This window comes from Mycobacterium sp. IS-2888 (genome assembly GCF_001954215.1).
GTDB lineage: Bacteria > Actinomycetota > Actinomycetes > Mycobacteriales > Mycobacteriaceae > Mycobacterium.
On record NZ_MBET01000100.1, the window covers coordinates 1 to 15,129 of the forward strand.

The 15,129-nt window shown below is 65.8% G+C and carries 12 protein-coding genes; 6 read left to right on the forward strand and 6 right to left on the reverse strand.

What is annotated here, in order from left to right; translation table 11 throughout:
• The first annotated feature begins 408 nt into the window (after positions 1–408).
• On the forward strand, positions 409–588 hold the full coding sequence (locus tag A5745_RS24490) for a hypothetical protein (protein ID WP_175879859.1): 180 nt from the start codon (positions 409–411) through the stop codon (positions 586–588).
• 461 nt (positions 589–1,049) lie between these two features.
• Here the strand turns inward: A5745_RS24490 and A5745_RS19930 are convergent, their stop codons facing one another.
• Genes A5745_RS19930 through A5745_RS19940 form a run of 3 tightly spaced genes read right to left on the reverse strand, consistent with a single transcriptional unit; the run spans position 1,050 to position 4,231 of the window.
• Positions 1,050–2,306, reverse strand: coding sequence for an Nramp family divalent metal transporter (locus tag A5745_RS19930; RefSeq protein ID WP_371337077.1), 1,257 nt, complete (start codon positions 2,304–2,306; stop codon positions 1,050–1,052).
• A gap of 46 nt (positions 2,307–2,352) precedes the next feature.
• Positions 2,353–3,429, reverse strand: a complete 1,077-nt coding sequence (locus A5745_RS19935; RefSeq protein ID WP_076057626.1) for a diacylglycerol kinase — start codon at positions 3,427–3,429, stop codon at positions 2,353–2,355.
• Between the two features lie 10 nt (positions 3,430–3,439).
• Positions 3,440–4,231, reverse strand: coding sequence for an SDR family oxidoreductase (locus tag A5745_RS19940; protein WP_076118347.1), 792 nt, complete (start codon positions 4,229–4,231; stop codon positions 3,440–3,442).
• A 318-nt stretch (positions 4,232–4,549) separates the two neighbouring features.
• On the opposite strand from A5745_RS19940, the gene pstS reads away from it, so the two are divergent.
• Genes pstS through pstA form a run of 3 tightly spaced genes read left to right on the forward strand, consistent with a single transcriptional unit; the run spans position 4,550 to position 7,561 of the window.
• Complete coding sequence (gene pstS / locus A5745_RS19945; RefSeq protein ID WP_076118349.1) at positions 4,550–5,662, forward strand: phosphate ABC transporter substrate-binding protein PstS; 1,113 nt, start codon at positions 4,550–4,552, stop codon at positions 5,660–5,662.
• Between the two features lie 10 nt (positions 5,663–5,672).
• A complete protein-coding gene (gene pstC, locus A5745_RS19950) occupies positions 5,673–6,662 on the forward strand; it encodes a phosphate ABC transporter permease subunit PstC (RefSeq protein WP_076118351.1) in 990 nt (329 codons plus the stop codon).
• Entirely contained in the window at positions 6,659–7,561 is a 903-nt protein-coding gene (gene pstA / locus A5745_RS19955; RefSeq protein ID WP_076118353.1) for a phosphate ABC transporter permease PstA, read from the forward strand. Before pstC ends, pstA begins: the two co-directional genes overlap by 4 nt.
• Positions 7,562–7,565: 4 nt before the next feature.
• Here the strand turns inward: pstA and A5745_RS19960 are convergent, their stop codons facing one another.
• From A5745_RS19960 to A5745_RS19970, 3 genes are all read right to left on the reverse strand, one after another.
• Complete coding sequence (locus A5745_RS19960) at positions 7,566–8,486, reverse strand: Ku protein (protein ID WP_076118356.1); 921 nt, start codon at positions 8,484–8,486, stop codon at positions 7,566–7,568.
• 62 nt (positions 8,487–8,548) lie between these two features.
• A complete protein-coding gene (locus A5745_RS19965; RefSeq protein WP_076118358.1) occupies positions 8,549–9,475 on the reverse strand; it encodes a carbohydrate kinase in 927 nt (308 codons plus the stop codon).
• Positions 9,472–10,875, reverse strand: coding sequence for a mannitol dehydrogenase family protein (locus A5745_RS19970; RefSeq protein WP_076118360.1), 1,404 nt, complete (start codon positions 10,873–10,875; stop codon positions 9,472–9,474). Before A5745_RS19970 ends, A5745_RS19965 begins: the two co-directional genes overlap by 4 nt.
• A gap of 47 nt (positions 10,876–10,922) precedes the next feature.
• Here A5745_RS19970 and A5745_RS19975 point away from each other — a divergent pair, with 47 nt between their 5' ends.
• Both A5745_RS19975 and A5745_RS19980 read left to right on the forward strand, forming a co-directional pair.
• Positions 10,923–13,184 carry an ATP-dependent DNA ligase gene (locus tag A5745_RS19975; RefSeq protein ID WP_076118362.1) on the forward strand — a complete coding sequence of 754 codons (2,262 nt, stop codon included), beginning with the start codon at positions 10,923–10,925 and terminating at the stop codon, positions 13,182–13,184.
• Positions 13,181–15,118 carry a fumarylacetoacetate hydrolase family protein gene (locus A5745_RS19980; RefSeq protein WP_076118364.1) on the forward strand — a complete coding sequence of 646 codons (1,938 nt, stop codon included), beginning with the start codon at positions 13,181–13,183 and terminating at the stop codon, positions 15,116–15,118. The genes A5745_RS19975 and A5745_RS19980 overlap by 4 nt, the downstream gene beginning before the upstream one ends.
• Positions 15,119–15,129: the final 11 nt, after the last annotated feature.

Below are 15,129 nucleotides of genomic sequence, written 5' to 3' on the forward strand. Positions count from 1 at the left end.
TCTCGTGATCATGTGTCCCCGTCCCCCGCCCCGCCCCCCCGCGGCAATTTGTCGTCCAAACCGCCCCACCACCGCCTGTATGGGTGCCGGTTCAGCCACCGCAGCAACCGTCACCGCCTTCGCCGCCGAAGCTGCCACCGCCGCCGCCACCGAAACTGACTACACCCACGAAGCTGACACCGATACCGGCGCCACCTTCGCTGTGCCTGCCTCCGCACCACCTTGTGCAGGGCGTCTGCCAATGAGGTCCTCCCGCGGGGAGGGGCCGGGATTTGATCCCGGCCTCACCCGCTTTCCCGTCGGAGAGCTGGAATTTTCTCGTGCCATTTCACCCGCGTGCGCGCACACTTATTCGCAGCGCCGGTCCTTACAGAACCGGCACCGGCGCCTCATGGTTGGGGAAGCGACGTGACAACCGCACTGTCCAATTGGGACATCGTCAGCGATGCGGAGTTGGCCCGCGCGGCGGCGACGGGTGATCGAGGCGCGTTTGCCATGATTTATGACCGTTACGCCGACCGGCTCCACGACTTCTGCGTGGGCATGGTCCGCGACCGCGACGTGCTGCGGCTGCGAGGAGCCGCCTGACAGGGCGATGCCGAGCGCGGTGCCCGCACTGATCAGGCCGATCAGGCCGGCGGCCACCATTGTCTTGTTGATGGACTTCGGCTGGGGCTCGGGGGCGATCTGGTCGGGCGCAAGCGGAAACTCGTGCTCTGACGGAAGGTGTGAGGCCGAATCGGTCGGGTCGCCGAGCGGGCTCGACGCCCAGGCGTACGCCGCGGTGGGTTCTTCTCCGCGCGGTGCAAGTGCGGTTGGATCGAAGTCGTGGTCGGTTGTCATCAGGTGCTCCTTTGTGTAGGTCTCGGCCCCGGGTGGGCCGTTGTCATAGGTAGGAGGAAGCACCGGAGGGGACTCGGACCATTTTTTGAAGACGTTTTCGTAGCGGCCCGGGCGCGGATGGGGACACATGAATGAAACGGGCCTCACGGCCGGATCCGGAGTGCATATCTAGGCAGATCGTCCGCGAGACAACCTTGCGCGGATGCTCAGCCGGTCAACGTCAGCCAAATCAGCGCGATGTTGAGCGCGCTGATCATTACTCCGACCGTCCAGCCAATAGCCGTCGTGACGGGGTGGTTGGCGTCGGTACCCATCAGTGTGCGATTGCTGGTCAACCGGATGAGCGGAAGCACAGCGAACGGGATGCCGAAGGACAGCACGACCTGCGAGAGCACCAAGGTTCGCGTGGGATCGACACCGAACGCCAGGATCGCCACGGCCGGGCACAGCGTGATTAATCGCCGCGCCAGCATGGGGATCGAGCGGTGCAGCAATCCCTGCATGATCATGGCGCCGGCGTAGGCGCCCACCGATGCCGACGCCAACCCGGACGCCAGCAATCCGATGGCGAACAGCACCGCGATCGCGACGCCTAACGTGTTATGGACGGCGGAGTACGCACCCTCGATGGAGCCGGTGGTTTCGCGGCCCTGCAGGTTGATGGCGGCGACCAGCAGCATCGCCGCGTTCACCGTCCCGGCCACCGCCATGGCCAGCACGACGTCCACCCGGGTTACGCGGAGCAACCAGCGTCGGTGTTGGCCCGCCTCGGGATGCCCGTGCCGGTCCAGGGCCAGACCCGAGTGCAGGTACACCGCATGTGGCATCACGGTGGCACCCAAGATCGCCGCGGCCAACAGCACGCTTTCGGTGCCACGGAAACGAGGCACCAATCCGCTGATGACGGCTTCGGGCGGTGGCGTGGCCACGAAGAAACTGGCCGCGAATCCGACGGCGATGACGAGCAGCAAGCCCGTGATGACGCGTTCGAACAGAAGCTGCCCGCGGCGATCCCTGATCGTCAGCAGCAGCAGCGAAATGACCCCGGTGATCACCCCGCCGAGCGGTAGCGGCAAACCGAACAGGATGCGCAAGGCTATTGCGCCACCGATCACTTCGGCCACATCGGTTGCCATTGCCACGATTTCGGCTTGCGCCCAGAAAGTGAGCCGGAGCGGACGGCTCATCCGCGTGCCGATTGCCTCGGGCAGCGAATGTCCCGTCACCAGCCCGAGTTTCGCCGACAGATACTGCACCAGGCCGGCCATCACATTGGCCGCGACGATGACCCACAACAGGAGGTAGCCGAATTGGGTGCCGGCGCTGACGTTGGCCGCGACGTTTCCGGGATCGACGTAGGCGATGGCGGCGACGAATGCAGGACCGAGCAAATACCAGCTCGTCTTGAGCGAGGCCTGGGTGCCTTGCGCCAACGGATCGACCCTCACTTCACTTACCCGAATATAAAAGTGAGGTTAGCCGAACACTTACCTAATTGTTAATGCGGCTTCACCCCGGAACGTACAGGCCCCGGCCGGTGATCAGGGGCAGGTCGAGCGTCGTCACGATGCCGGGCGGCGCGGCCACCACCGCAGGGATCGCGTTGACTACCCGCATGGCGGTTGCGACCAGTCCGGCGTGGTTGTGATCGCCGTTGGGGCTGCTCAGGCAGATGTCCATGGCGTAGGACGGCTCGCCGGTGACCTCGATGCGGTAGGAACCGCCTTCCTGGGCCGGCTGTGGCCAGTCGGGGCACAAATCCTCTCGCAATCGGGTGACGTGTTCCACGACGACGACAGGGTCGCCGTTGACCATTCCGAACACCTCGAAGCGCAGCGCCGCAGCGCTGCCTTTGGGGATGTGGCCCGACGCGATGTCGAAGTCTTCGGGCGCCGGCTCGCGAATGTACGTCTGGGTGACCTCGTCGAGCGAAACACCCAGGCCCGCAGCCAATTGCCGGATTACCGATCCCCACGCCAAGCTCAGCACGCCGGGCTGCAGCAGCATAGGGATGTCGTCCATCGGCTTTCCGAACCCCATGACGTCGAACATGACCGCGGCGCTGTCGTAGGTGGCGTAGTCGACGATCTCCATGCAGCGAATCTGTTGAATGCTCTGACAGGTCCCGGCCAATGCCAGTGGCACCAGATCGTTCGCGAAACCCGGGTCGATCCCGTTGACGTACAGGCTCGAATTCCCTTCGCGCGCTGCGTCTTCCAAGGGTTTAATGAGATCCTCGGGGATCACCTGCCACGGGTATTGCAAAAACACTGGGCCGCTGCCGACGATGTTGATCCCGGCCGCCAGGACGCGCCGGTAGTCCTCCAGCGCCTCGGGCAGCCGGTTGTCGGCCAGCGCGTTGTACACCGCACATTGCGGCCCGGTGGCGAGGACGGCGTCCAGGTCGGTGCTGGCTAACACGCCGGTCGAATCCGCAAGCCCGGCAAGCTCTGCCGCGTCCTTGCCCGCCTTGGCATCCGATGAGACCCAGACACCCGTGAGCTCGAATTCGGGGTTGGTGATCAGGGCGCGCAGCGCGTGGATGCCTACGTTGCCGGTGCCCAGTTGAACGACGGGTATGGCCATCAGTGGCTCCTCACAGGTCCGGGACGGGGATGTCGAGGTTCGGGAAGGTGAGGCCGCCGTCGACCTCTAGCGTCTTGCCGGTCAGGAAGCTGCCGGCCGGGGAAGCCAAATACACTGCGGCAGCGGCAATGTCGACGGGATCGCCGAGGCGGCGCATCGGCGTTACCTTCTCCATCGGCTCGCGCAGCTCGTCGTTGGAGGCCACCACGTCCAGCGCGGAGGTCAGGATCGATCCCGGCGCGATGGCGTTGACCCGGATGCGCGGACACAGGTCCAGCGCGGCCAGCCGGGTGTAGTGCGACAGCGCCGCCTTGGCGGTGCCGTAGGCGGCGAAGCCGCGTCCGGCCAGCCGGCCCATGGTCGAGGTGATGTTGATGATGCTGCCGCCACCGGAGTGCTCCAGCATCAACGGCACCGCCGCGACCGTCAGGGCGTGGGCGGTGGCGACGTTGAAGGTGAACGCGTCCTTGAGGTCCTTGGTTGGAGTGGTCAGCAACGTGTTGGGCATGGTCCCGCCGACGTTGTTGACGACGATGTCGAGCTTCCCGAAGGCCTCGACGGCCTCACCGGCCAGCTGCGCGGTTGCCTCGGGATGGGCCAGATCGGCGGCCACTGTGTGCGCCCGCCGGCCGGTGGCACGGACCTGTTCTGCGACGGCATCTAGTTGAGATTGCGTACGCGAGGCGATGAGGACATCGGCGCCGGCTTCGGCAAAAGCCAGTGCCATGGCCGCGCCGAGGCCACGGCCGCCACCAGTGATGACGGCGACTTTGTCATCGAGACGGAACCTGTCAAGGATCATTGCGGCCTCTCTTTTTGAGTTATCGGATGAGACGGTAGCAAGCCGCGCCGTCTCGGTTAGCGGCATTTCTGAAACAGGTTCTAGTTTGACATACGGGCGCTGTGGGTGTGACGGCGGCCACGTCGGGCCTCAGCAGGCCGGCGGCTGTTGGCTTTAAATCGCTCGACCGGCGGGGCCAACGACGACGGCGAGCAAAGTTCGCCGAACGTTAACCTTGTTACTGTTAGCTTCATGGCTGCGAGGAAGACAGCAGGTCGGCTGCCCGCGGCTAAGAGGGGCGGCGACCGATACAACCGTTACTCTTCTGAAGGAACTGAATTGAAGCCCAATCGATTTGGCGCTGCGCTGAGCATCCTGACCGCCGGCGCGCTGATGTTGTCGGCGTGCGGCAGTGACAACAACGCCACCGGCGGAAGCGCAACGAGCGCCACGTCGTCGGCGAGTGTGGCCTGCGGCGGGAAGAAGACGCTGAAGGCCAGCGGGTCGACTGCCCAGGCCAATGCGATGACCCGCTTCGTCAACGCATTCGAACAAACCTGCCCGGGTCAGACGCTGAACTATACGGCCAATGGTTCGGGCGCGGGGATCAGCGAATTCACCGGCAATCAAACCGATTTCGGTGGGTCGGACTCACCGCTGGCGCCGAATGAATACGCCGCCGCGCAGCAGCGTTGTGGCTCACCGGCGTGGAACCTGCCGGTGGTGTTCGGCCCGATCGCGATCACCTACAACGTCAAGGGCCTGACTTCGCTGAGCCTGGACGGGCCGACGGCGGCGAGGATCTTCAACGGCGCGATCACCGCCTGGAACGATCCCGCGATCGCCGGTCTGAACGCCGGCGTCAACCTGCCCGCCGAGCCGATTCACGTCGTGTTCCGCAATGACCAGTCCGGGACCACCGACAACTTCCAGAAGTACCTCGATGCCGCGTCCAACGGCGCGTGGGGCAAGGGCGCCGGAAAGACGTTCAACGGCGGTATCGGCGAGGGTGCGAAGGGCAACGACGGCACCTCGGCGGCAATCAAGGCCACCGAAGGGTCGATCACGTACAACGAATGGTCCTTCGCCACGGCGCAAAAACTGAACATCGCAAAGATCGTCACGTCGGCCGGTCCAGATGCGGTAGCCATCAGCACCGACTCGGTGGGCAAGACGATCGCCGGGGCCACGATCAAAGGTCAGGGCAACGACCTGGTGCTCGACACACTCTCGTTCTACAAGCCGACGCAGCCCGGCTCCTATCCGATCGTGCTGGCGACCTATGAGATTGTCTGCTCCAAGTATCCCGACCCCCAGGTCGGTACGGCCGTAAAGGCGTTCCTGCAGAGCACCATCGGCGGCGGACAGAATGGCTTGGGGGACAACGGATATATTCCGATCCCGGACGCATTCAAGTCGAGGTTGTCGGCTTCGGTCAACGCCATCGCGTGATCGGGGATTGATGGCCCGAGAAACACTTGCCACCCCCCTCGGGGCGAAACCCGCGCTGACGGCGATCGATCCGCGCAAGGCGCGCCGCGGTGACCGGCTGTTCAAGTCCGTCGCCGCGGCCGCGGGCTCGACGATCGTCGCCGCGATCGCACTGATCGCGATATTCCTGTTGATTCGCGCCATCCCCTCGCTGCGCGCCAACCACGCGAACTTCTTCACCAGCGCAACTTTCGACACCGTCCACGCGCAGCACTTGGCGTTCGGTATCCGCGACTTGTTGATGGTCACGGTGCTTAGTTCGGTGTTCGCTCTGGTCTTGGCGGTGCCCGTCGCCGTCGGGATCGCAGTGTTTCTCACCCAATACGCGCCCAAACGGTTGTCGCGTCCGTTCGGGGCGATCGTCGACCTGCTGGCCGCGGTGCCGTCGATCATCTTCGGGTTATGGGGCATCTTCGTGCTGGCTCCCAAGCTCGAGCCCGTCGCGACCTATCTCAATCGCAACCTGGGCTGGTTGTTCCTGTTCAAGCACGGCAACGTTTCCCTGGCCGGCGGCGGCACCATTTTCACCGCCGGCATCGTGCTGTCGGTGATGATCCTGCCGATCGTCAGCTCGGTATCGCGAGAGGTGTTCCGGCAGACGCCACGGATCCAGATCGAGGCGGCGCAGGCGCTCGGGGCGACCAAGTGGGAGGTGGTACGGATGACCGTGCTGCCGTTCGGGCGTAGCGGTGTCATCGCGGCGTCGATGCTGGGCTTGGGTCGCGCCCTGGGTGAAACCGTGGCGGTGCTCATCATCTTGCGCTCGGCCGCGCGGCCGGGAAACTGGTCGCTGTTCGACGGTGGATACACGTTCGCTTCCAAGATCGCCTCCGCCGCATCCGAATTCAGCGAGCCGCTGCCGACGGGTGCCTACATCGCGGCCGGATTCGCGCTGTTCGTCCTGACGTTCGTGGTCAACGCGGCCGCCCGCGCGATCGCCGGCGGGAAGGTCAACGCATGACGGTGGAGACGCTCAACCGGCCGGTGAAGGCCGTGGTGTTTCGGCCGCTCAGCGCCAAACGGCGAATCAAAAACTATGCCGCGACAACGTTCTTCCTCGCCTCGTTCGCTATCGCGCTGGTACCGCTGGTGTGGCTGCTGTCGGTGGTGATCGCGCGGGGCTGGTACGCCGTAACACGGTCGGGCTGGTGGACGCACTCCCTGCACGGAGTGCAGCCGGAGGAGTTCACCGGAGGCGTCTACCACGCGCTGTATGGGACGTTGGCTCAGGCCGGGGTGGCGGCCGTGCTGGCCGTGCCGCTCGGCTTGATGACCGCGGTGTTTCTGGTGGAATACAGTTCCGGCTGGTTGGCACGGGTGACCACATTCATGGTCGACGTGCTTGCCGGTGTTCCCTCGATCGTGGCGGCACTGTTCATTTTCAGCCTGTGGATTGCCACGCTGGGATTCCCGCAGAGCGCGTTCGCCGTGTCGTTGGCGTTGGTGTTGTTGATGTTGCCGGTTGTGGTGCGTTCGACCGAGGAAATGCTGCGGTTGGTGCCCGATGAGCTGCGAGAAGCCAGCTACGCGTTGGGTGTTCCCAAGTGGAAAACCATTGTGCGGATTGTGTTTCCGATCGCGATGCCCGGAATTTTGTCCGGTGTTTTGCTCGCCGTCGCGCGGGTTATCGGCGAAACCGCGCCGGTGCTGGTGCTCGTCGGATACAGCCGCTCCATCAACGTGGACATCTTCAACGGCAATATGGCTTCGCTGCCGCTGTTGATCTACACCGAACTCACCAACCCGCAGCATTCCGGTTACCTGCGAATCTGGGGTGCGGCGCTGACGCTCATCATCATCGTGGCCGTCATCAACATCCTGGCCGCGGCGTTCCGCTTCGTCGCAACCTTGCGGCGCTAACGGTTCAGGACTTCGACCCCGCCTTTGAGGGGGTCTTCTTGGCGGTTGTCTTCTTCGCCGTCGTCTTTTTCGCCGGTGCCTTCTTCGCGCTCGTCTTCTTCGCCGGAGCCTTCTTGGCGGGCGCCTGGCCGTCCCCGGAACGCGCCTTCACACTGGCTTCCAGCTTGGCGAGCAGGTCGGAGACGTCTTCGGTCTCGTCCAGGTCCTTGGGCTGCTCCTCGGTGGTAAACGCCTCGCCGCCTTCGAGTTTCGCCTGGATCAGTTCGTGGAGCTGTTCCTGGTAGTCGTCATGGTAGCGGTCCGGGTTGAACTCCTCGGCCATCGACTCCACCACCTGCCCGGCCATCTTGAGTTCCGCGGGCTTGACGTCGACCTTCTTGTCCAGAACCGGGAAGTCGGGATCACGGATCTCGTCGGGCCACAGCAACGTGTGAATCACCATCACGTCGCGCTTGCCGAAGTCCTTGACGCGCAACGCCGCCAGGCGCGTCTTGTTGCGCAGCGTGAAGTGAACGATCGCCATCCGGTCAGTCTCGGCGAGCGTTTTTGCCAGCAGCACATACGATTTGGACGATTTCGAATCCGGCTCCAGGAAGTAGCTGCGGTCGAACAGCATGGGATCGACATCGCTGGCCGGGACGAACTCCAGCACTTCGATCTCGCGGCTGCGTTCTTCGGGCAAGGTGGAGAGGTCGTCGTCGGTGATGACCACCATTTGGCCGTCGTCGGACTCAAATGCTCGCGCGATGTCACGGTATTCCACGACCTCGCCGTCCAGCTCGCACACTCGTTGATACCGGATGCGGCCGTTGTCCTTTGCGTGCACTTGATGGAACTTGATGTCGTGGTCCTCGGTGGCGCTGTACACCTTCACCGGAACGTTCACCAGCCCGAACGCGATCGAACCCTTCCAGATGGAGCGCATGCAGTCAGTATGCCCATACCACCCGTAGCAAAACAGGGCGGCGGGCCCGCAGAGGCCGATTTCTAGGTGGAACGGCCAGGAGGGAAGGAGGATTGCGCCCGCAGGGCCGCCCTATCGGGCAAATCGGCGCCGGCGCGCGCGACGGTCAGCGCCGCCGACAGGGTCGCGGCCTCCAGCGCGGCGGTGAGCGCGTCAAGCCCGATCCGGTCGAGCGCGGCTCGCCGATCGGCGCCCAACAGGTTCAGCTCCCAGAGCGTGTCGAGCAGCCCCACCATGAAGGCATCGCCGGCGCCGACGGTGTCGACCACCTGAACGCGCCTGGCGGCCACTTGCGCCTGGCCCTGCGAGCAGAACGCCAGCGCACCCCGGTCGCCCATCGTCACGGCGACGATCGCGGGTCCGGACGCCAGCCAGGTCCGGGCGGTCCATTCGGGCTCGTGCTCGGGATCGACCCAGCGCAGGTCGTCCTCACTGGCCTTGACTATGTCGCTGCGTTCGACCAGATGCACGATGCGCTCGCGGGCCAGGTCCCGATCGACGATCAACGACGGACGGACATTGGGGTCGAACGTGACCGTCGCCGACACGCGATAGGTGTCGAGCAGCGCCGCGACCGCCAAGCACCCCGGCTCACGCACGGCAGCGATCGAGCCGGTGTGGACCAACAGCGGCGGCCCGACTTCGGGCGTTCCGGAAAGCTGCCATTCCAAATCGAATGCGTAGGACGCGGACCCGTCGTCGGCGATGGTCGCCACCGAGGTCGGCGTCCGGGAAGCCGAGGTGCTTCCCGAAACAAGTTGTGCACCTGAGGTTTCGACGTAGTCAACGATGCGCCGGCCGGATTCGTCGTCGCCGATGTGGGTCAGGAAATCGATGTCGCGCCCGAGCCTGGCCAAGCCGACGGCGACGTTGAGCGGGCTCCCGCCGACGTGCTCGGCAGCCCCGACGGTGTCGATCAGCGCTTCGCCGATCACCAGCCCGCGGCTCATCGCACCAACGCCTGCAGCGTGGCTCGCGCTCCGTCGCGATGCAACGAGTCCAGGGCCCAGCGATATGCGGCCACGAACCGTGGCTCCCGCGCCAAATCCGCGAAGACAGAGGTGTTTTCGATGAACGCCGTCGGGTGCTCCCGCTGCGACCGTGCCAACGGCACCAGCGATTCGGCTAGTTGGTCGACGATCTCGATCGGTTCGCCGCGCTCGTCGACCGCCTCGGCGTAGCGGGCCCAGCTTGCGACCGTCGCCGTCGCCAGCCGGATCGGCCCGTCGGTGCGCAGGTTGTCCCGGATCACCGGCAGCAGCCAGGTCGGGATTCGATCCGAGGAGTAGGCGCACAACCGCGCCACGGTGTCACGCAGTCCCGGGTTCGCGAAGCGCTCGATGAGCGTCCGGGTGTAGGCGCACAGATCGATGCCGGGCACCGGCCGCAGCGTCGGAATGGCTTCGGAATCGAAGTAGGCGAGCAGGAACTCGGCGAACAATGGGTCTCGAGCCGCGTCGTGGACCATGCGGTAGCCGCACAGCCACGCGAAGTAGCACAGACACTGGTGACCGGCGTTGAGCAGTCGCAGCTTCATCGACTCGTACGGTTCCACATCGTCGACGAGCAGGACACCCGCCACATCCAACGGCGGTCTGCCGTCGGCGAAGTCGTCCTCGAGGACCCAGGCGGCGAACTCCTCGGCCACCACCGGCCACCGGTCGGCGACGCCGTAGTCGCGTTCTACTGCGGTGATGATGTCGGGCGTCGTGACCGGCGTGATGCGGTCCACCATCGAACACGGGAACCGGGTTGTCTCGGCGATCCAATCGGCCAGGCCCGGCCGCAGCAGTTCGGCGTGGTCGATGACGGCTCGGCGCGCGACCTCGCCGTTGTTTTCGATGTTGTCGCACGACACGATCGTCGGTGCGGCGATGCCGCGGTCGCGGCGGCGCGCCAGGGCTGCGACGATCAGCCCGAAAACCGAATCGGGGTCCCTTAGCCGGTAGCCGCCCTCGGTGATGGTCATCGAGATGACGCGGGTCGTCGGTGCGGCCAGCAGCTCGATCGTCGCCTGCGGGTCGTCGGGCGCATACCGGTAGTCGACGATCGAGCCGATGACCCGCGCGTCGCGGCTGCCGTCGGGGTGCTCCAGGATCAGCGTGTACAGGCCGTCCTGGGCGCGCAGCACGTCCCTCATCCTGCGGTCCTCCGGCAGCACCCCGATTCCGCAGATGCCCCACTCCTGTGCAAGACCCCGCCGCAGCAAGCTGTCGATGTACATCGCCTGATGCGCCCGGTGAAAGCCGCCGACGCCCACATGCGCGATGCCGGCCTGCACGCCGTCACGGTCATAGGACGGCGTCGCGATCGACAGTTGTCCCAGGGTGGCGCTGCTCAGCGGAACCACAACGTCGACGGTACCGACCCGGGCCGCCGAAGACGTACGTTGAAACCATGGGTGCCCAGGCGCGGGTCAAGCTGACCAATGCCGACAAGGTGCTGTACCCGGCCACGGGAACCACGAAGGCCGACGTCTTCGACTACTACACCCGCATCACCGAGGTGATGCTGCCCCACATCGCCGGGCGCCCGGCAACCCGCAAGCGCTGGCCGAACGGCGTCGAGCAGGACTCGTTCTTCGAGAAACAGCTGGCGTCGTCGGCGCCCGACTGGTTGCCGCGCGCCAGCGTGACGCACCGGTCCGGAACAACCACGTATCCGATCATTGACAGCCCCGACGGGCTGGCGTGGATCGCGCAACAGGCGGCCCTCGAGGTGCACGTGCCGCAATGGCGGTTCGTCGCCGAGTGGACCCGAAGCAAGGCCGAAGAACTCAAGCCCGGCCCGGCGACACGACTGGTGTTCGACCTCGATCCGGGCGAGGGCGTGACGATGGCCCAGCTGTGTGAAGTGGCGCATGCGGTGCGGGATCTGATCGCCGACATCGGGCTCACCACGTTCCCGCTCACCAGCGGCAGCAAGGGACTGCACCTCTACACGCCGCTGGCCGAGCCGGTCAGCAGCAGAGGCGCCTCGGTGCTGGCCAAACGCGTTGCGCAGCAACTGGAGAAGGCGATGCCCAAGTTGGTCACGTCGACGATGACCAAGAGCCTGCGGGCCGGCAAGGTGTTCCTGGATTGGAGCCAGAACAACGGCGCGAAAACCACCATCGCGCCCTACTCGCTGCGCGGGCGCGAACATCCGACGGTCGCGGCGCCGCGCACGTGGCAGGAACTCGAGGACCCCTCCGTGGGCCAGCTGCGCTACGACGAGGTGCTCGACCGCGTGGCCCGCGACGGCGACCTGCTGGAGGCCCTCGACGCCGACGCCCCCGTCAGCGACCGGCTGAGCAAATACCGCAGCATGCGGGATGCGTCGAAGACTCCCGAGCCGGTGCCGGCTGGGAAACCCGTTACCGGCCAGGGCAATTCGTTCGTCATTCAGGAGCATCACGCGCGTCGGCTACACTACGACTTCCGGCTGGAGCGAGACGGGGTGCTGGTGTCCTGGGCGGTGCCGAAAAACCTGCCCGAGACCCCGTCGGTCAACCACCTGGCGGTGCACACCGAGGATCATCCGCTGGAATACGGCTCGTTCGAGGGCAACATCCCCAAAGGCGAATACGGCGCCGGCAAGGTGGTGATCTGGGATGCCGGAACCTACGAGGCCGAAAAGTTTCTCGACGACGAGGTCATCGTCAACCTCCACGGCAATCGGATCTCCGGGCGCTACGCGCTGATTCAAACCAACGGCGACCAATGGCTGGCGCACCGGATGAAGGACCAGAAGGTCTTCGACTTCGATGCGATCACCCCGATGCTCGCCTCGGAGGGTTCGGTGGCTGCCCGCACGGCCGGCCAGTGGGCGTTCGAAGGCAAATGGGACGGCTACCGGCTCCTGGTGGAGGTCGACCACGGCGACTTGCGGATACGGTCCCGACGCGGCCGCGAAGTCACCAAGGAATATCCCGAATTACGTTCGCTTGCAGCCGATCTAGCCGATCATCACGTGGTGCTGGACGGCGAGGCCGTCATTCTGGACGAGGCCGGGGTGCCCAGCTTCCACGGGATGCAGAACCGCGGCCGCGGTTCCCGCGTCAAGTACTGGGCGTTCGACCTGCTCTACCTCGACGGCCGCTCGTTGCTGCGGGCACGCTACCAAGACCGGCGAAAGCTGCTGGAAATCCTTGCCAGCGCGGGCAATCTGATCGTTCCCGACCTCCTGCCCGGCGACGGCGCCCAGGCCCTCGAGCACTCACGCAAGCACGGGTGGGAGGGCGTCGTCGGGAAGAAACGTGACTCCACCTATCAGCCGGGCCGGCGTTCGGCGTCGTGGATCAAGGACAAGAACTGGAACACCCAGGAAGTCGTCATCGGCGGCTGGAAGGCCGGGGAGGGCGGGCGCAGCAGCGGCATCGGCTCGCTGCTGATGGGCATCCCCGGTGACGGCGGTCTGCATTTCGCGGGCAAGGTTGGCACCGGCTTCACCGAACGCGACCTGGCGAACCTGAAGAAGACGTTGGCGCCGTTGCATACCGACGAATCGCCTTTCGACCCGCCGCTTCCCAGGAGCGAAGCGCGGGGAGTGACGTACGTCGATCCGGTGCTGGTCGGCGAGGTGCGCTACAGCGAGTGGACACCGGATAACCGGTTGCGCCAATCGAGTTGGCGTGGGCTGCGACCGGACAAGAAACCAGATGAGGTGGTGCGCGAATGAAATGGGTGACGTATCGGGGTGCCGACGGTGAGCGCGCCGGGGTCCTTTCCGGCGATACGATCCACGCGATGCCACCCGGCGTCACGCTCCTGGAGCTGATCGGGCGCGGCGCGGACGGGCTGCGGCAAGCCGGCGAGGACGTGCAGCGTTCACCGGCGGCGGTGGTGCAGCTGGGCGACGTGACCTTGGCGGCACCGATCCCGCGCCCACCCTCGATCCGCGACTCGCTGTGCTTTCTGGATCACATGCGCAACTGTCAGGCCGCGCTGGGCGCCGGCCGGGTCCTCGCCGACACCTGGTACCGAATCCCGGCGTTTTACTTCGCCTGCCCGGCAACGGTTTTGGGTCCCTACGACGACGCGCCGAGCGCTCCCGGAAGTGCTTGGCAGGACTTCGAATTGGAGATCGCCGCGGTCATCGGCACCGGCGGCAAGGACTTGACCGTCGAGCAGGCCGAACGCGCCATCATCGGCTACACGATCTTCAACGACTGGTCGGCCCGAGACCTGCAGCAGCTGGAAAGCCAACTGGCGATCGGGCAGGGCAAGGGCAAGGACAGCGGCGTCACCCTGGGCCCCTATCTTGTGACGCCCGACGAGCTCGAGGGGTACCGCCGCGGCGGCAAGCTCGATCTGCAGGTGAGTGCCCTGGTGAATGGCACCGTGATCGGCTCTGGGTCCACCGCCCAAATGGATTGGAGCTTCGGCGAAGTCATTTCCTACGTGTCCCGCGGGGTGATGCTGCGTCCCGGCGACGTCATCGGCTCCGGCACCGTGCCCACCTGCACGCTGGTCGAACACCTCAACCCGGCGGCACTGGAATCCTTCCCCGGTTGGCTGCATGACGGCGACGTCGTGACCCTAAAGGTCCAGGGGCTGGGGGAGACCCGGCAAATCGTCCGTGCCAGCCCCGCGCCGCACCCGCTGCCCGCCCGGCCCAATCCCGACGCCAAACCCGCTGCGCCCCGGGTCAACCGGGCACCCGCGCGGGTGCCCTACACCCGCGGGCTGCACGAGGTCGCCGAACGCGTCTGGGCCTGGACGCTGCCCGACGGCGGCTACGGCTGGAGCAACGCCGGCCTGGTCGGCGGCGACGGCGCCTCACTGCTCGTCGACACCCTGTTCGACCTGGCACTGACCCGCGAAATGCTCGACGCGATGCGGCCCCTCACCGACCGCGCGCCCATCTCCGACGCGTTGATCACGCATTCCAACGGCGACCACACGCACGGCAATCAGCTGCTCAACGACTCGGTGCGGATCATCGCCGCCCGGGGCACGGCCGACGAGATCGCGCACGGGATGGCACCCGAGATGCTGGCCATGGCGCAGACCGCCAACCTCGGCCCGATCGCGACGCCCTACACGCGAGACCGCTTCGGGCACTTCGATTTCAGCGGCATCAAGCTGCGCAACGCCGACCATACGTTCGAGGGCGACCTGACCATCGACGTCGGCGGCCGGCGGGTCAACCTGCTGAACCTGGGTCCGGCACACACTGCCGCGGATTCGGTGGTGCACGTGCCCGACGCCGGGGTGCTGTTCGGCGGCGATTTGCTGTTCATCGGCTGCACCCCGATCGTGTGGGCCGGCCCCATCGCCAACTGGATCAGGGCCTGCGACGTGATGATCGCGATGGACGCCCCCATCGTGGTGCCCGGCCACGGGCCGGTCACCGATCCCGACGGAATCCGCGCCGTCCGAGGCTATCTCGCACACGTCGCCAAGCAGGCCGAGGAGGCCTACTGCAAGGGCATGTCGTGGTCCGAGGCCGCCGACGCCATCGATCTCGGCGAGTACGCGACGTGGCTGGACGCCGAGCGCGTCGTCGTCAACGTCTATCAGCGCTACCGCGAGCTCGACCCCGACACCCCGCAGCTGGAGGTCATGGCGCTGTTGGTGATGCAGGCCGAGTGGCTGGCCAAGCGCGGCTGAGGACTGCTGCG